The 16,582-nt window shown below is 52.0% G+C and carries 15 protein-coding genes; 7 read left to right on the forward strand and 8 right to left on the reverse strand.

What is annotated here, in order from left to right; translation table 11 throughout:
- Positions 1 to 36: 36 nt before the first annotated feature.
- Together HP572_RS08145 and yeaG are read right to left on the reverse strand one after the other, a co-directional pair.
- A complete protein-coding gene (locus tag HP572_RS08145; RefSeq protein ID WP_240585293.1) occupies positions 37 to 1,311 on the reverse strand; it encodes a YeaH/YhbH family protein in 1,275 nt (424 codons plus the stop codon).
- A gap of 36 nt (positions 1,312 to 1,347) precedes the next feature.
- Positions 1,348 to 3,282 (reverse strand): protein kinase YeaG, encoded by a 1,935-nt coding sequence (gene yeaG / locus HP572_RS08150; RefSeq protein ID WP_010275400.1) that lies wholly within the window; start codon positions 3,280 to 3,282, stop codon positions 1,348 to 1,350.
- 455 nt (positions 3,283 to 3,737) lie between these two features.
- Here yeaG and HP572_RS08155 point away from each other — a divergent pair, with 455 nt between their 5' ends.
- Both HP572_RS08155 and HP572_RS08160 read left to right on the forward strand, forming a co-directional pair.
- The gene (locus HP572_RS08155) at positions 3,738 to 4,487 is read left to right on the forward strand and encodes a MipA/OmpV family protein (protein WP_205550567.1); all 750 of its coding nucleotides are present in this window, start codon (positions 3,738 to 3,740) and stop codon (positions 4,485 to 4,487) included.
- Positions 4,488 to 4,645: 158 nt separating this feature from the next.
- A complete protein-coding gene (locus HP572_RS08160; RefSeq protein ID WP_240585294.1) occupies positions 4,646 to 5,497 on the forward strand; it encodes an aldo/keto reductase in 852 nt (283 codons plus the stop codon).
- Positions 5,498 to 5,571: 74 nt separating this feature from the next.
- On the opposite strand, the gene HP572_RS08165 is transcribed toward HP572_RS08160, so the two are convergent.
- Both HP572_RS08165 and gapA read right to left on the reverse strand, forming a co-directional pair.
- The gene (locus HP572_RS08165) at positions 5,572 to 6,441 is read right to left on the reverse strand and encodes a D-hexose-6-phosphate mutarotase (protein WP_240585295.1); all 870 of its coding nucleotides are present in this window, start codon (positions 6,439 to 6,441) and stop codon (positions 5,572 to 5,574) included.
- A gap of 107 nt (positions 6,442 to 6,548) precedes the next feature.
- Positions 6,549 to 7,544: a glyceraldehyde-3-phosphate dehydrogenase gene (gene gapA / locus HP572_RS08170; protein ID WP_048260224.1), complete on the reverse strand. Its 996-nt coding sequence runs from the start codon at positions 7,542 to 7,544 to the stop codon at positions 6,549 to 6,551.
- 344 nt (positions 7,545 to 7,888) lie between these two features.
- Here gapA and msrB point away from each other — a divergent pair, with 344 nt between their 5' ends.
- Together msrB and HP572_RS08180 are read left to right on the forward strand one after the other, a co-directional pair.
- Complete coding sequence (gene msrB, locus HP572_RS08175; protein ID WP_029367374.1) at positions 7,889 to 8,308, forward strand: peptide-methionine (R)-S-oxide reductase MsrB; 420 nt, start codon at positions 7,889 to 7,891, stop codon at positions 8,306 to 8,308.
- 131 nt (positions 8,309 to 8,439) lie between these two features.
- Positions 8,440 to 8,718 (forward strand): YeaC family protein, encoded by a 279-nt coding sequence (locus HP572_RS08180; protein ID WP_010275380.1) that lies wholly within the window; start codon positions 8,440 to 8,442, stop codon positions 8,716 to 8,718.
- 50 nt (positions 8,719 to 8,768) lie between these two features.
- Here the strand turns inward: HP572_RS08180 and pncA are convergent, their stop codons facing one another.
- From pncA to sppA, 3 genes are all read right to left on the reverse strand, one after another.
- Positions 8,769 to 9,416 (reverse strand): bifunctional nicotinamidase/pyrazinamidase, encoded by a 648-nt coding sequence (gene pncA / locus HP572_RS08185; protein ID WP_240585296.1) that lies wholly within the window; start codon positions 9,414 to 9,416, stop codon positions 8,769 to 8,771.
- 18 nt (positions 9,417 to 9,434) lie between these two features.
- Positions 9,435 to 10,454 carry an asparaginase gene (gene ansA / locus HP572_RS08190; protein WP_240585297.1) on the reverse strand — a complete coding sequence of 340 codons (1,020 nt, stop codon included), beginning with the start codon at positions 10,452 to 10,454 and terminating at the stop codon, positions 9,435 to 9,437.
- 108 nt (positions 10,455 to 10,562) lie between these two features.
- Positions 10,563 to 12,413, reverse strand: coding sequence for a signal peptide peptidase SppA (gene sppA, locus HP572_RS08195; protein WP_240585298.1), 1,851 nt, complete (start codon positions 12,411 to 12,413; stop codon positions 10,563 to 10,565).
- Positions 12,414 to 12,681: 268 nt separating this feature from the next.
- On the opposite strand from sppA, the gene HP572_RS08200 reads away from it, so the two are divergent.
- The 3 genes from HP572_RS08200 to HP572_RS08210 all read left to right on the forward strand — a co-directional run bounded on the left by HP572_RS08200 (position 12,682) and on the right by HP572_RS08210 (position 15,542).
- Complete coding sequence (locus HP572_RS08200) at positions 12,682 to 13,233, forward strand: NAD(P)H nitroreductase (protein WP_205550556.1); 552 nt, start codon at positions 12,682 to 12,684, stop codon at positions 13,231 to 13,233.
- Between the two features lie 96 nt (positions 13,234 to 13,329).
- Positions 13,330 to 15,255, forward strand: a complete 1,926-nt coding sequence (locus HP572_RS08205) for a DNA topoisomerase III (protein WP_205550554.1) — start codon at positions 13,330 to 13,332, stop codon at positions 15,253 to 15,255.
- Positions 15,252 to 15,542, forward strand: a complete 291-nt coding sequence (locus HP572_RS08210) for a YnjH family protein (protein WP_095994509.1) — start codon at positions 15,252 to 15,254, stop codon at positions 15,540 to 15,542. Before HP572_RS08205 ends, HP572_RS08210 begins: the two co-directional genes overlap by 4 nt.
- Before the next feature lie 132 nt (positions 15,543 to 15,674).
- Here HP572_RS08210 and xthA read toward each other — a convergent pair whose 3' ends face one another.
- Positions 15,675 to 16,481, reverse strand: coding sequence for an exodeoxyribonuclease III (gene xthA, locus HP572_RS08215; protein WP_240585299.1), 807 nt, complete (start codon positions 16,479 to 16,481; stop codon positions 15,675 to 15,677).
- Positions 16,482 to 16,582: the final 101 nt, after the last annotated feature.

The following is a 16,582-nucleotide window of genomic DNA, read 5'->3' on the forward strand; positions in this document are numbered from 1 at the left end:
AATCATTAACAGATAACTGGCTGATTGAGAGGCGGGTCAATGCCCTACAGTTTGTTTACGGAAGAGTTCACGGAAGACAGGGTAGATATCATCCTGATCGCGGATATGCTGCATGGCGAAATTATCGAACGTATCGCGCAGTGTTTCATATTCGCGCCAGAGCGTCTGGTGTGAACGCCGGGTGATTTCAATGTAGCTATAGTAACGTACCATCGGCAAAAGCTGATTTGCCAGAATCTGGTGACACAGCGGTGAGTCATCAGCCCAGTTATCACCATCCGACGCCTGTGCTGCGTAGATATTCCACTGCGATGGGTCGTAACGCTCGCGAACCACTTCCTCCATCAGCTTTAACGCACTGGAAACAATGGTGCCGCCGGTTTCCTGAGAGTAGAAGAACTCCTGTTCATCGACCTCTTTGGCCTGGGTATGGTGGCGAATGTAGACGACGTCGACGTTTTTATAATTTCGGCTGAGGAACAGATACAGCAGAATATAAAAGCGCTTCGCCATGTCTTTCGTCGCCTGATCCATAGAACCGGATACGTCCATCAAACAGAACATCACGGCCTGGCTCGACGGCTCGGCTCGGCGCTCGTAATTCCGGTAGCGCAGGTCAAACGTATCGATAAAAGGCACGCGGGCGATTTTCTGGCGCAGTTCGTTAATTTCCTGCCGCAGCCGTTCCTCTTCCAGCAATTGTGCGGGTTCGGTGTGCGCCAGCTGTTCCAGCGTCTCTTCCAACTCATGCAGCGTGCGCCGTTTACCCGCTGTCATCGCCATACGGCGTGCCAGCGAGTTTTGCAGCGAACGTACCACGCTGATATTGGCAGGAACGCCGTTAGCGGTGTAACCGGCTCGGTGCGTTTTGTACTCGTTCATCTGCCGATGCTGGGTCTTCTTCAGATTCGGCAACGCCAGATCCTCAAACAGCAGATCCAGATATTCGTCTTTGGAGATCTGAAAGACAAATTCATCTTCGCCTTCGCCATCTTTACTGGCATCCCCCTGACCGGAACCACCGCTGCCACCTCCTTGTGGCCGCTCGATTTTGTCATTCTGTACGAAGTGATCGTTGCCCGGGTGGACGCGGTGGCGGCGTCCTCCACGGCCCTGATGGAACATCGGTTCGTTGATGTCTGCATTGGGGATCGACACCGACTCCCCGCTTTCGATGTCGGTCACCGAACGCTTATTAATGGCCTCGGAAATCGACTGTTTTATTTGCGACTTATAGCGGCGCAGAAAGCGTTGGCGGTTCACCGTGCTTTTGTTTTTGCCGTTCAGTCGTCGGTCAATAAAATAGGCCATGTTTCCCCCAAACGCTGTTGCCAGCATCGTGCGTCATTATGATGACTTCCTCACCCGCAGATACCATTCGCACAGCAAACGCACCTGTTTCCGGGTGTAGCCTTTCTCCATCATGCGATCGACGAAGTCATCATGTTTTTTCTGTTCATCCGTTGAGGTTTTGGTATTGAACGAAATCACAGGCAGCAGCTCTTCCGTATTGGAGAACATCTTCTTCTCAATGACAGTGCGCAGCTTCTCGTAACTGGTCCAGTTTGGATTCCGGCCGCTATTGTTGGCACGGGCGCGCAGGACAAAGTTGACGATCTCGTTACGGAAGTCTTTAGGGTTGCTGATGCCTGCGGGCTTCTCGATCTTTTCCAGCTCGGCGTTCAACGACTCTCGGTCAAACAGCTGGCCAGTATCTGGGTCACGGTACTCCTGATCCTGAATCCAGAAATCCGCATAGGTAACATAACGGTCAAAAATATTCTGGCCATATTCGGAATAGGATTCGAGATAGGCGGTCTGGATCTCTTTACCGATAAATTCGGCGTATTTCGGCGTCAGATAGCCTTTCAGGTGCTCTAAATACTTCTCTGCCAGCTCCTGCGGGAACTGCTCGCGCTCGATCTGCTGCTCCAGCACGTAGAACAGGTGTACTGGGTTGGCCGCGACTTCGCTGTGATCGAAGTTAAAAACGCGCGACAGAATCTTGAACGCGAAGCGGGTCGACAGGCCGTTCATTCCCTCATCGACGCCCGCATAATCGCGATACTCCTGATAGGACTTCGCCTTCGGATCGGTATCTTTCAGGCTTTCTCCGTCGTAAACCCGCATCTTGGAGTAGATGCTGGAGTTTTCCGGATCTTTCAGACGCGACAGAATGGAGAAACGGGCCAGCGTTTCCAGCGTGCCGGGCGCGCAAGGGGCATGAGTCAGTTCGCTGTGGTCCAGCAGTTTGTCGTAGATCTTGACCTCTTCGGACACGCGCAGGCAGTACGGCACCTTCACGATATACACGCGGTCAAGAAACGCTTCATTGTTCTTGTTGTTACGGAACTGTACCCACTCGGATTCATTGGAGTGCGCCAGAATAATCCCGTTGAACGGCAGGGCGGCAATGCCTTCCGTCCCGTTATAGTTGCCTTCTTGTGTTGCCGTCAGCAGAGGATGAAGCACCTTGATCGGCGCTTTGAACATTTCGACGAATTCCATAATGCCCTGGTTCGCCCGGCACAACGCGCCGGAGTAGCCGTAGGCATCGGGATCGTTCTGAGCATAATGCTCCAGCTTGCGGATATCGACTTTACCGACCAGCGCTGAAATGTCCTGATTGTTCTCATCCCCAGGTTCGGTTTTCGCGATCCCGATTTGCGCCAGAATTGATGGCCACACTTTGACGACTTTGAACTTGGTAATGTCGCCGCCAAATTCCTGAAGGCGCTTGGCTGCCCACGGTGACATGATGGTGCCGAGGTAGCGCCGCGGGATGGCATACTCTTTCTCAAGTATCGCGGCATCTTCCTGCGGGTTGAACAGGCAGAGCGGATGGTCATTCACCGGGCTGCGTTCGCCGTTGGCGCTAAGGATATAAATTGGTACGCGTTGCATGAGCGCTTTCAGGCGTTCGGCCAGAGAGGATTTCCCGCCGCCGACCGGCCCCAACAGATACAGAATCTGTTTCTTCTCTTCCAATCCCTGCGCGGCATGTTTCAGGTAAGAGACAATCTGTTCGATGGCCTCTTCCATACCGTAAAATTCTTCAAAAGCAGGATAGCGAGCAATCACCCGGTTCGAGAATAGGCGCGACATTCGTGATTCTTGGGCGGTATCCACCATTACAGGCTCACCGATAGCCGTTAACAATCGTTCAGCCGCGTTCGCATAAGCGTTGCGATCCTGCTGACAGATGGTAAGGAATTCCTGCAGAGTGAACTCTTCGTCCTTGGCAGCGTCGTAGCGCTGGCGGTAGTGATCAAATATGTTCATAGCGATGCCCGTCCTTCGTCGATTAGCACAGATTAAGAGAGCGTGTGGAATATATGCCTATTAATGTATTGCCCCCCGAAAGAAGAAATCTCCTGAGTCCAGCAACCCTTATGCCAACTTGTAGCGTCGGGGCGTCGTGATTTTATTCATTCCTGCTGGTCAGGAAGACGTCACCTTCTGTATTAAAGCGTAGTTTGCATCCGTAAAATTTCCTCTAGTCCACAGGCGTATTTTTAAGATATTTCAAGGACTCACTTTCAGGAAAATCCGTGTACCATTATAGAGAATGGGCGTTCAGCCTTCAGAACACGGCCTATTACCGACGTTAGCGCACGTAAAACCTATCGAATATATAGGTTATTCGTTAATGTTATTTTTATATAACCTGAACGCGAACGTGTGTAATTGGCTTATCATGTTTCATGATATTTATCTGTAATAGGAAATAGAAAACTGTGAAAAAACCTCAACTATGTATGCTGGCCGCACTGGTTTCTGGTGCTGTGCTCCTGCCTTCAGCCTATGCCGCAGATGTCTCTCTGGGCCTTGGCGCTGCGGGTTCAACGTCCGTGTACCGTGGTGTTGATAATGACGTTTATCCGCTTCCTGTACTGAATTATGAAAGTGAAAATTTTTATTTCCGCGGGCTGGGTGGTGGATACTACCTGTGGAATGACGGCGCAAATCGTTTCTCTTTAACGGCCTACTACCTGCCTTTAGGGTTTAAGCCGGGAGATAGCGACGATCTGCGTATGAAGCAGTTGGACAAACGCCGCGGTACGCTGATGGCGGGTGCGGCTTATCGTCATACTGCCGATTGGGGTGAAATTCGTACTGTGCTGGCCGGGGATACGCTGGATTACAGCAACGGCTTTGCGTGGGATACCGCTTACCTTTACCGCTTCTCCATGGGCGATCTGAGTATCACCCCCGGTATCGGTGCCACCTGGTTCAGTGAAAACATGAACCAGTATTACTACGGCGTTAGCGCACAGGAGTCCGCCCGTTCTGGCTTTAACCAGTATAGCCCTGGCGATGGCTGGGCCCCGTATCTTGAACTGAGCGCCGGTTATCAGATTAACCAAAGCTGGAGCGCCTGGGCTGTGGGCCGCTACACGCGTCTGTCTGACGAAATGAAAGACAGCCCGATTGTTGATAGTAACCACAGTATCTTAATGAGCGCAGGCGTCAGCTATCGCTTCTGATGCTTTTCGTGAGCGCTTTTAATGCTCTTCGTAAGCATAGTGCATCTGCCGTACAATAATGGGGTGATATCACCCCATTTGCACGTTTATGGTGCGCTGAATGCCATGTTAGGTTTAATGGCAAACTCGTTACGTTGACGGCAAACAGGGAGGAACGCATGACAAAAGCGATTCGTTTTCCAGATGACACCCACGTACCGGCGATCGGTCAGGGAACGTGGTACATGGGCGAAGATGCCCGAATGAAAGCGCAGGAGGTGACGGCGCTGCAAACGGGGATCGACCTTGGCTTAACGCTGATTGATACGGCCGAAATGTATGCGGAAGGCCGGGCGGAGGAGGTCGTCGGTGAAGCGATACGTGGCCGCCGTGACAGCGTTTATCTGGTGTCGAAAGTCTATCCGCACAATGCGGGAGGCGAAAAGGCGATACAGGCGTGTGAACGCAGCCTGAAGCGACTGCAAACTGAGCGTATCGATCTGTATCTGCTGCACTGGCGCGGCGGTATCCCGTTAGTGGATACGATTGCGGCGATGGAGCGATTGCAGCAGGCGGGAAAAATCGGCCAGTGGGGCGTCTCCAATCTCGACCTTGAGGATATGCAGGAGCTGTGGTCGCTAAATGGCGGGCAGCGCTGCATGACCAATCAGGTGCTTTACCATTTGGCATCGCGAGGTATTGAGTTTGATTTGCTACCGTGGTGTCAGCAACAGCAACTTCCAGTGATGGCGTATTGTCCGCTGGCGCAGGCTGGACGCCTACGTGATGGATTATTCTCGCATCCGGTAGTGAACCGCATTGCATGTGAACATAGTATCACGCCTGCTCAACTGCTACTGGCGTGGGCAATTCGTCAACCGGGCGTGATCGCGATTCCTAAAGCCAGTTCTGTGAAGCATGTTCAGGAAAATGCCAAAGCGCTGGACGTGGTGCTATCGACGGAAGATATCGCACAGCTCGATCAGGCTTTTCCACCGCCGACGCGTAAACAGCATCTGGATGTGGTGTAGCGAAAGGATTGACGGAAAAGAATTTGCAGAATAAATAGGGCGTATGGCGACATCGTCATACGCCTATCGCGTGATTATTTCTTGATACGGATAACTGTCGCCAGACGCGCCGGTGCGTTGGCGGATGCGACAAACGGTTGATTAATTCGCGCAGTTTCAACACACACGAACGTTTTATATCCCTCATCGGTCATATCGCTAATCGTACGAGAGAGTTCAGCACCGGGGTTCCATGACACGACATCGCTATGGTGCGTATGGTGCACTTCGATAGCACGTTTCAGTACTGCATCATGTACCACGCTGGTGTCCTGCGGGCGGGTATAAATGCGGTCTGTACGGTCGGTAAAGACCAGATCGCCTTGCTGCGTTGCCAGCTTGCCCTGATCCACTTTATCAACGAATGTCTCACCCAGACCCGCAATGCGGATATCGCTGATATCGCCGATATTGAAATAGGTGTGCAGCGCGCTGGTAATGCTGTAATCGCCATGCGCTTCCAGTTCAATGCCACATTCTTTGCCCAGCTTGAAGCGGGCGATGAGCGTGAACGCATGCGGCCAGCTCTTGCGCGTTTCTTCATTGTCTTTCAGCGTAAAGGTGAGCTGTACGCCGTGTTCATCTTCGCTGTGGTCGGTAAATTCCCACGGCAGCAGGCGGGCAAAACCGTGATTAGGATCGGCGAAAGGGCCAAACCAAGGGAAACAGATCGGGACACCGCCGCGAATCGCAACGTGATGAGTAAAAGGCGTATTGTCGCTCAGCCAGAGCACCGGCTCTTCGTTTGTTGGCTGCCAGCTGAGCAGGTGCGCACCTTGTAATGCGACTGCGGCGCGCACTTCAGGGTGATCGACGACGATGATAGGTAATTGGTCCAACTGACGCTGGGTGAGGGTCGCGCTAATTTGCTTCATGACAGGGAGTGAGAACATTGTGTTATGCATGATAGTGCCTTTTTTTGATTGTTTTTCGTGGTAAAAAGAAATCTGCAATAGACAATAAAAAAGGGCGACATCACGTCGCCCTTTTTTCACAGAATCATCGCTGACGCTTATTTAGAGATGTGAGCGATCAGATCCAGAACTTTGTTTGAGTAACCAGTTTCGTTGTCGTACCAGGAAACCAGTTTCACAAAGTTATCGCTCAGAGCGATACCCGCTTTAGCATCGAATACGGAAGTCAGTTTTTCACCGTTGAAATCGGTAGAAACCACTTCGTCTTCGGTGTAGCCCAGAACGCCTTTCAGCTCGCCTTCAGAAGCGGCTTTGATTGCTGCACAAATTTCTTTGTAAGACGCTGGTTTTTCCAGACGTGCAGTCAGGTCAACAACAGAAACGTTAGGGGTAGGAACGCGGAACGCCATACCAGTCAGTTTGCCGTTCAGCTCAGGAATCACTTTACCTACTGCTTTAGCAGCACCGGTAGAAGATGGGATGATGTTCTGTGCTGCGCCGCGGCCGCCGCGCCAGTCTTTGTGAGACGGGCCATCAACGGTTTTCTGCGTTGCAGTGGTTGCGTGAACGGTGGTCATCAGTGCTTCAACGATACCGAAGTTGTCGTTGATGACTTTTGCCAGTGGCGCCAGGCAGTTGGTGGTGCAAGATGCGTTAGAAACGATTTCCTGACCAGCGTAAGTTTTGTGGTTTACGCCCATAACGAACATCGGGGTGTCATCTTTAGATGGACCAGTCAGAACGACTTTCTTCGCACCAGCAGCGATGTGTTTACGTGCAGTGTCGTCAGTCAGGAACAGGCCAGTTGCTTCAGCAACAACGTCCACGTTGACTTCGTTCCACTTCAGGTTTGCAGGATCGCGCTCTGCGGTAACACGAATGGTTTTGCCGTTAACAACCAGGTGGCCATCTTTAACTTCAACGGTGCCGTTGAAACGACCATGAGTTGAGTCGTACTTCAGCATGTACGCCATGTACTCAGCATCTAACAGGTCGTTGATTGCAACGATCTCGATGTCAGAACGCTCTTGCGCAGCGCGGAAAACAATACGGCCGATACGGCCAAAACCGTTGATACCTACTTTGATAGTCATATATTCCACCAGCTATTGGTTTGTGAATAAAAGGTTGGTTGTAAAATTACAAAAACCTTGCTGAGCGTCAAGCGGAATCGTGTCAATAGTTGCTGTAAGTCAAACCTATGACCAAACTTTGTGCGAAAACCGCTCGACCCTGTAACTAAGTAACATCTAAGACTGATATGAGGGTGAAATGCATCATATAAAGCCTGTGTGATCTCAATATGTGATGCACATCACAATTAAATATTCATGCTAATAACATTCCTAATATTAGGCCAGAACAGCCTGTTAGGTTGTTAATTTTTTGTTATAATCAATGATTAATTGAATTGATAATACCCGCCGTGAGACTTCCTATGACTAACGACTCTGCTTCGCGTACCCCATCCGACAATACTGAATTGACAGAGATGCAGCGCTATGTCACCCAGCAACGTGGTACGGAACCTGCGTTTTCAGGCAAATTGCTGCATAACAAGCGCACTGGCGCTTATCACTGCCTGTGCTGCCAGGCTCCGCTGTTTTATTCCGACAGCAAATACGACTCTGGCTGTGGCTGGCCGAGCTTCGATCAGCCGGTCTCCTCAGAGGCTATTCGCTATCTGGAAGATGATTCACACAATATGCGCCGTATCGAGATCCGCTGCGGGCAGTGTGATGCGCACCTGGGGCACGTGTTCCCTGATGGCCCGAAAACCACGGGTGAACGCTACTGCGTGAATTCGGCTTCACTGAGTTTCATCGACGACGTTGATGGCGAACGCGTTGACGGGTAATCTGTCTGCGATAGGTGCGACGGCGATAAGCTAGATGATAGCTTGCTTTAAACGATTCAGCTACTAAAAACGCTGTTAGCACAAGAACCCAGTAAGAATAAATCTGACCTTTCTCGGAGCAGAAACCGGATATGGAACTCAATGATCTGATCGACGCCATGACGCCAGAAATTTACCAACGGTTAGTCACGGCGGTGGAGTTGGGCAAATGGCCAGACGGTGTCGCGTTGACGGCGGAACAGAAAGAAAACTGCCTGCAAATGGTGATGATGTGGCAGGCTCGCCATAATGAACAGGCTGAGCACATGACGATTGGCACTGATGGCGAAATCGTGATGAAGAGCAAGCAGGAGCTGAAGCGCGAGTTTAACATCGCTGACGCTATTATTACGTTAAAACCCGACGCGTAAAACAGAAGCAGGCAGCCGCACGGCTGCCGCTATTTCGGTTGTTAGTCGCGTTAGTCAGCGGCAGACAACGTAGTAAGAAACTGCGTCATATCCGTCAATGTCGCCCCACGCTGTGCCATTTCCCGTAATGCGAATTCGCTGTCATCAGGCGAAAGATTCACGCCGCGACAGCCATCCACCAAGACTTCGGTGTGATAGCCCAGCGCAATCGCATCCAGCACGCTGAACTTGACGCAATAATCAGTCGCCAGCCCCAGAATGGTTAAATGGGTGATGTGGTTGGCGTGTAGCCACGCATCCAATTCGGTTTTCACTCGATGTCCGTTATCGAAAAAAGCGCTATAGCTGTCGATCTCCGGCTGAATCCCTTTTTGTACGATCCACTGAATGGCTGACTGATTCAGTGCTGGATGAAAATCAGCGCCGGTTGTTCCCTGTACGCAGTGAATGGGCCACCAGATCTGCGGCCATCCGTTTAACTCGCCGAGTTCTCCGACCTTGGTATACGCATTAACCGCAAAACTGCCGTGATTGGCAGGGTGCCAATCCTGGCTGGCAATTACTGGAACGCCAGCGGCGATGCAGGCCTCAATCGCACAGTTGGCAACCGCAACAACATGGTCGCCTTCGTTAACGGCCAGTGCGCCGCCGGGACAAAAATCGTTTTGTAAATCAACTAATAGCAATGCTTTTTTCATTACGACTCCGTGATTGACTCAATCTTTATCGCTCAATTCCCCATGCAGGTTCTGCTGCATCAGCTGGCGAATTTCATCGGCGCTTAGGTCTTGCTGGCTCAGTAAGTAATGCAGCTTGGTCAACGCGGCTTCGACGGTCATGTCAAAACCACTGATAACGCCCGCATGCGCCAGCGCATTGCCTGTCGCATAACCGCCCATGTTTACGCGCCCAGAAATACACTGTGTCAGGTTGACGACCACAATACCGCGTGCGGAGGCTTCACGTAATTCGTGCAGTAGTCCGGGGCTTTGCGGCGCGTTGCCAACGCCGTAGGAACGCAGGATAAGCGCTTTCACCGGCTGACGGAGGAAATTGCTGATGACATCGGCAGAAATGCCGGGATAAATCGTAATCACCCCGATAGGCTGCGGTGTAATGTGATGCACTTTCAGCGGCGGACAGTTGTTACATTCCACGGTCGGTGCCAGCCGACGAATATGGATACCGGCTTCGAGCAGCGGTGGATAGTTGGGGGAGGCAAAAGCATCAAAGCCATCCGCGTGAGCTTTGGTGGTTCGGTTGCCGCGCAGCAGTTTGTTATTGAAGAAGAGGGCGACTTCATTAATCGGATGATTAGCTGCAACGTACAGCGCGTTCAGCAGGTTGGTCTGACCGTCCGAGCGCAATTCCGCTAGCGGAATTTGTGACCCTGTCACGATAACCGGCTTAGCAAGATTTTCCAGCATAAACGAGAGCGCGGATGCGGTGAACGCCATCGTGTCAGTACCATGCAGAATCACGAAACCATCGTAGTCATCGTAATGGTTTTGAATATCGTCCGCGATGGATTGCCAATCCGCTGGCGTCATATCAGACGAGTCGATCAGCGGGTCATATTCATGAATCGTGAACGACGGCATCTCTTCGCGGTGGAATTCCGGCATTTTTGCCAACTGCTGCTGTAAATGACCGGATACCGGGACGTAGCCATTAGCAGAGCGCTGCATGCCGATGGTGCCGCCCGTATAGGCGACATAAATGGATTTCTTTCGCATGGTGGTGTGAGTCAGGGTTAAACCGAGAATTATAGAGGGAAAAACAGCCCGGTAATATCACCATAAGTAATGACTATTACCGGGCTAGACTTGAGGTTTGTCTAAACGCTACCGGACTTCTCCGCAGGTAAGGCAAAATGCGTACCGGTTCTGCGGGTCGTTCAGGTTATTCATGATGGACGGCTGTGACCGCATGGCTTCCGCCAGCTGTGCGACCGGAGCTGGCAGCATAGACTGGACGGCAACGGGCAGCAGGGCATAAACGGAGGCGTTCACCTGATTCAGCATCGTGTCGAGCAAACCTGGCTGTTCGGCATACCAGTTCAACTGATACTGTCCCAGTTTTGCCAGCTCGGCCGCTTTCTTCACGGCATCATCAAAATCGCCGATCTGATCGACCAAACCATTTTCTTTCGCGTCGCTACCGATCCAGACGTGACCTTGCGCGATCTGATCGATTTGCTCAGGCGTTTTCTTACGCGCCTGCGCTACGATATCAATGAAGTTCTTATAACCGCGTTCGATACTTAACTGCATCATCTGCGAGAATTCAGGCGGCAGTGATTTCGTGATCGACAGATCGGCCAGTGGCGAAGTGGCAACGCCATCCGTGTGGACTCCAAGGTTTTCCAGCGAATCTTCGAACGTGGTAATCACGCCAAAAATACCGATAGAACCTGTCAGCGTACTGGCGCTGGAGATGATTGCGTTCGCTGGCGTTGAGATCCAGTAGCCGCCCGATGCCGCCATACCGCCCATGGATACCACGATCGGTTTACCTGCCAAACGGAGCGCCATCAATTCTGAGCGAATCAACTCCGATGCGGTGACACTACCGCCAGGGCTATTGACGCGCAGTACCAGCGCTTTGACTTTAGGATCGAGGCGCGCGGCGCGGATTTGTGCCGCCGTGGTATCACCACCGACCATTCCCGGCGTTTCCGGGCCATCAATGATTGCGCCATTGGCAAACACAACCGCGATCTGGTTGTTGTTTTGCACCGGCGGTTTGATGGTGTAGTCGTAAATGCTGATGAAATTAAAATTGTTCTTCTGACTATTCCAGCCGAACGCTTTAACCAGCGATTGCTCGGTCACGGAACGTGATGCCACTTCGTCGACCAGCTTGTTATCCAGCGCATAGCGCGCGGTGTCGCCCTGAACGGCCTGCAGGCCTGCAAGGATACTGGTTGCGCCAGGGAAGAGCTGCTGAGGTGTAATCTGGCGGTTAGCAGAAACAGTATTTAAATACTGCTGCCACAGGGCATTGATCCAACGGCCATCGGCATCGCGTGCAGCCGGTGACATATCGTCACGCAGATACGGTTCAACGGCTGATTTATAGGTTCCCACACGGAAGATATTGGTGGTCACTTTCAGTTTGTCCAACATGGACTTGAAGTAGAGATTGTTGGTCGCGAAACCGTGTAGATCAACACTGCCTTGTGGCGTCAATGACACTGTATTGGCAAAACTGGCCAAATAGTATTGAGACTGGTTATAGCTGTCGCCGACTGCATAAATAGGTTTGCCGCTATCGCGGAATTCGCGCAGCGCCTTGCCGATATATTGCAGAGACGGTTGGTCGGCACCGGTAAAGTCGCTGAGATCCAGCACCATTCCCGTGATGTTGTCGTCACTCTTTGCCTGACGAATACTGTCGACAATATCGAACAGAGAGTTCTCCTGGCGACGGTTGTTCGATGCGCCGAAGAATTCACGTCCTAATTGACGCAGTTTGTTGTTAACGGTGGGTTGATCAACGACCACGCCCGTTAAATCGACCAGCAGCGCCCCTTTCGTGGCTTCTTCCGGCGTCGTTTTTACCTGTGAGTAGATCCCAACACCAACTAAAATCAGAGCAATAAGGAAAATATTGAGAATAAATTCTCTGATAAAATTAAGCAGACGCCATGTCCACTTAAAAAATCCGCTAAAAATTCGCCACAATGTGCGCATGATATCTCCATGAACGGGTAAACAGCGTGTGCCCTACGTCCTTCAACTCGCCCTCTGGCAAGTGATGAAGCACAAGGAGTGATAGTATCCTAATGAGCGGACAGTAAAAAGTCAGCATTAAATCGCCGCAGAAGCGCGCCCTGTCGGGGTTATCTTGTAACAAAACTTCTACTTGTGCTAACGTGGCGCGCAACGTTGCCGTTCAGTCGTTTCTACCGTAGAAATGGGTTGTACCGCAGAAATTATATTGCCAGACAGGAGATGTGCGATGGATGCTCTTGAATTGCTATTGAATCGTCGTTCGGCCTCGCGCCTGACCGCGCCAGCACCGACGGGTGACGCATTGAATAACATTATCCACGCTGGTATGCGTGCGCCGGATCATGGCGCAATGAAGCCGTGGCGCTTTTTTATGATCGAAAATGACGGTTTGGATCGTTTTAGTTCGCTACTGACGCGTGCGGCGCAGCAGGAAGGGTTGGACGAAGCCGGTATCGATAAAGCGCGTCAGGCACCTTATCGCGCACCGCTGATTATCACCGTTGTTGCGCATTGTGAAGAGAACCCGAAAGTCCCGCTTTGGGAGCAAATTGTCTCCGCAGGCTGTGCGGTTCAGGCCATGCAGATGGCGGCATTGGCGCAGGGCTTTAACGGTATCTGGCGTAGCGGTGCCTGGACGCACAATTCGCTGGTGCGTGAAGCGTTCAACTGCCGTGAGCAGGATGAAATTGTCGGCTTCCTCTATCTGGGGACGCCCGTGCTCAAAGCTTCGACGACGGTTACGTCGCTTGATACCGACGCGTTTGTTCACTACTTCTGATCGTCATCTCTTGAATAATATCGATTTCCACCCCGTTTTACAGCGTGCTTTCCCGCGAGTTGCGCGGGAAATGCCCAGTCTGCTTGATGGTGAATAATGCGACTTTTTATTGCCGAAAAGCCCAGCCTTGCGCGGGCGATTGCAGACGTGTTACCCAAACCGCATCGACGCGGCGATGGCTTTATTGCCTGCGGTCAGAATGATGTTGTGACGTGGTGCGTGGGGCACCTGCTGGAGCAGGCGCAGCCGGATGTTTATGATGCGCGCTATGCTCGCTGGTCGCTTGCCGATCTCCCTATCATTCCCCAGAAATGGCTTTTGCAGCCGCGACCCTCGGTCAGTAAGCAGCTCAACACCATAAAAAAGCTCCTGAATGATGCCACCGAAGTGATTCACGCGGGAGACCCCGATCGTGAAGGACAACTGCTGGTGGATGAGGTGCTGGAATACCTTTCCCTACCGGAAGAAAAACGCCAGCAGGTACGTCGTTGCCTGGTTAACGATCTCAATCCACAGGCGGTAGAACGTGCCGTTTCTCGTCTTCGTGAGAACCGAGAGTTCATCCCTTTGTGCGTGTCGGCGCTGGCGCGTTCCCGCGCAGATTGGCTCTATGGCATTAACATGACCCGTGCCTATACGATATTAGGGCGCAATGCGGGATATGACGGCGTGCTGTCGGTTGGCCGCGTGCAGACGCCGGTGCTAGGGCTGGTGGTACGACGAGATGAAGAGATAGAAAACTTCGTTTCCAAAGATTACTTTGAAGTGAAAGCCCATATCGTGACGCCTGCCGATGAGCGTTTTGTGGCGATGTGGCAGCCCAGCGAATCCTGTGAACCTTATCAGGATGAAGAAGGACGATTGCTGCATCGCTCGTTGGCGGAACATGTCGTCAAGCGTATCGAAGGCCAGCCCGCGATTGTCACCAGCTATAATGATAAGCGGGAATCAGAAACCGCGCCGTTGCCTTATTCGCTGTCGACGTTACAGATCGAAGCCGCGAAGCGTTTCGGGCTGAGTGCGCAGCAGGTGCTGGACGTGTGCCAGAAGCTCTATGAAACCCATAAGCTGATTACGTACCCGCGTTCTGACTGTCGCTATCTGCCAGAGGAACATTTTGCCGGGCGTCATGCTGTTTTGAATGCGATATCCGTACACCAGCCGGATCTGTTGCCACAGCCGGTAATGGATGTGGATCGACGTAATCGCTGCTGGGACGATGGTAAGGTCGATGCTCACCACGCGATTATTCCCACAGCCCGAAGTGCAAGTGCCTCGCTGACGGAGAATGAGCGCAAGGTCTATGGTTTAGTCGCGCGGCAGTACATCATGCAGTTCTGCCCGGACGCCGTGTTTCGCAAGTGTGTCATTGAACTGGATATCGCGGGTGGTAAATTTATTGCCAAAGCGCGGTTCCTGGCCGAAGCCGGGTGGCGCACGTTGTTAGGCGGCAAAGAGCGGGACGAAGAAAACGAAGGCATGCCGTTGCCCGTGGTGGCAAAAGGCGATGAGTTACTGTGCGAACGCGGCGAGGTGGTTGAGCGCCAAACACAGCCGCCGCGGCCGTTTACCGATGCCACGCTGTTATCGGCGATGACGGGCATCGCGCGTTTTGTGCAGGATAAAGAACTAAAGAAAATCCTGCGGGCGACCGATGGGTTAGGAACCGAGGCGACGCGCGCGGGTATTATCGAGTTATTGTTTAAACGGACATTTCTGTTTAAGAAAGCCCGCTATATTCACGCGAGTGAAGCGGGGCGGGCGTTGATTCACTCACTGCCTGCGAGCGCGGCGCATCCTGACATGACCGCACATTGGGAAGCCACGTTGACGCAAATCAGCGAGAAGAAATGTCGCTATCAGGATTTTATGCAACCGTTGACCCACTCCTTGCAGGAGCTGATTCAGCAAGCGAAACAGAACGGTGCGGTGAGAGCATTTAAAGGGCTTTCAGCGCCGCCGTCAGGTGCTTCAAAACGGCGTAAGCCTCAGACTAAAAAAGCGAAGGAGCAGGAGCAATGAAATCGTTAGTGTCTTTGTGTTTCGCCAGTGTGATGCTGGTACTGCCTACGCTGGCACAGGCTAATCGTGGCGGAACGGATATTGTTGTTCCAGTTCCTCCGGAAGTGTGGGGCGCTGGGACCGCGGTGCGTGAGCAAAGTAACAACTGCCTGCGCTGCTGTGTGTATGAAAACCGGAACTATTCTGAGGGCGCGGTGGTAAAGGTTGAAGGGGTGATTCTGCAATGCGTGCGCGACAAGCAAACGCTGGGAACGAATAACCTGATATGGCAGTTGGTTAAGCAATAATCGTGCGTTAAAAAGCACTACGACTAATATTTTTGCTAATTTTAATCACCGCTGTGGCTTTGATGCACAGCGGTGATGTAATTTTTACTACGTACGATCTTTTACAACGTACTATTTCTGCAACGAAAGTATCTACAACGAAAATTGCGCCCAGATCGGTGCATGGTCAGACGGTTTTTCCATCCCTCGGATATCGTAATCAATACCGGTAGCGACGCAGTGTTCGGCCAGGAACGTACTGGCGAGAATCAGGTCAATACGCAGGCCTCGGTTGTCATCAAACCCGGCAGAACGGTAATCAAACCACGAAAAACGATCGTTGCTGTCTGGATTCGCGGCACGGAAGGTGTCGATAAGCCCCCAGCCTTGCAAACGCGCCATCCATTCACGCTCTTCCGGCAGGAAAGAACATTTACCCGTACGCAACCAGCGCTTACGGTTCTCTTCGCCGATGCCGATATCCAGATCGGTAGGGCTAATATTGACATCACCCATCACAATCAGCGGTTGTGTCGCGCTGTGGTGCTGCTCCAGATAGGTTTGTAGATCCTGATAAAAGCGTGTCTTCGCGGGGAATTTCACCGGATGGTCGCGGCTTTCTCCCTGTGGGAAATACCCGTTAACGACCGTAAGCGTGCCATGCTCGGTGGCGAAGTCTGCCATGATGATCCGGCGCTGCGCATCGTCTTCATCCGTTGGGAAACCGCGACGCACCGCAATCGGCTGCGTTTTACACAGCAGCGCGACGCCGTAGTGACCTTTTTGTCCGTGGTAATAAACGTGGTAGCCGTATTGGCTGACATCCTCTAACGGAAACATGTCATCGTGGACTTTGGTTTCCTGCAACCCGATCACATCCGGCTGGTGTTGTTCGATAATGGCGGCCAACTGATGAGGGCGCGCCCGCAGGCCATTGATATTAAAAGATACAACTTTCATGTTCGCTGCCATTCGCTAAAAAATGTGACCAGATGGTAGCAGAAAATGAGGGATGCCGTCACGGTGAGGCTGTGCTTTCTAACGGCGATGATGGGCTTATT

The sequence above is a fragment of the Pectobacterium sp. PL64 genome (assembly GCF_022477975.1).
In the GTDB taxonomy this organism is placed as follows: Bacteria; Pseudomonadota; Gammaproteobacteria; order Enterobacterales; family Enterobacteriaceae; genus Pectobacterium; species Pectobacterium jejuense.

Bases quoted from the DNA above. Each gene is read 5' to 3' on its own strand.
- HP572_RS08180 (WP_010275380.1), top strand. From the start codon at position 8,440: ATGGAACTCAATGATCTGATCGACGCCATGACGCCAGAAATTTACCAA.
- HP572_RS08145 (WP_240585293.1), bottom strand. From the start codon at position 1,311: ATGGCCTATTTTATTGACCGACGACTGAACGGCAAAAACAAAAGCACG.
- yeaG (WP_010275400.1), bottom strand. From the start codon at position 3,282: ATGAACATATTTGATCACTACCGCCAGCGCTACGACGCTGCCAAGGAC.
- pncA (WP_240585296.1), bottom strand. From the start codon at position 9,416: ATGAAAAAAGCATTGCTATTAGTTGATTTACAAAACGATTTTTGTCCC.
- msrB (WP_029367374.1), top strand. From the start codon at position 7,889: ATGACTAACGACTCTGCTTCGCGTACCCCATCCGACAATACTGAATTG.
- gapA (WP_048260224.1), bottom strand. From the start codon at position 7,544: ATGACTATCAAAGTAGGTATCAACGGTTTTGGCCGTATCGGCCGTATT.
- HP572_RS08210 (WP_095994509.1), top strand. From the start codon at position 15,252: ATGAAATCGTTAGTGTCTTTGTGTTTCGCCAGTGTGATGCTGGTACTG.
- HP572_RS08205 (WP_205550554.1), top strand. From the start codon at position 13,330: ATGCGACTTTTTATTGCCGAAAAGCCCAGCCTTGCGCGGGCGATTGCA.
- HP572_RS08200 (WP_205550556.1), top strand. From the start codon at position 12,682: ATGGATGCTCTTGAATTGCTATTGAATCGTCGTTCGGCCTCGCGCCTG.
- sppA (WP_240585298.1), bottom strand. From the start codon at position 12,413: ATGCGCACATTGTGGCGAATTTTTAGCGGATTTTTTAAGTGGACATGG.
- ansA (WP_240585297.1), bottom strand. From the start codon at position 10,454: ATGCGAAAGAAATCCATTTATGTCGCCTATACGGGCGGCACCATCGGC.
- HP572_RS08160 (WP_240585294.1), top strand. From the start codon at position 4,646: ATGACAAAAGCGATTCGTTTTCCAGATGACACCCACGTACCGGCGATC.
- HP572_RS08165 (WP_240585295.1), bottom strand. From the start codon at position 6,441: ATGCATAACACAATGTTCTCACTCCCTGTCATGAAGCAAATTAGCGCG.
- xthA (WP_240585299.1), bottom strand. From the start codon at position 16,481: ATGAAAGTTGTATCTTTTAATATCAATGGCCTGCGGGCGCGCCCTCAT.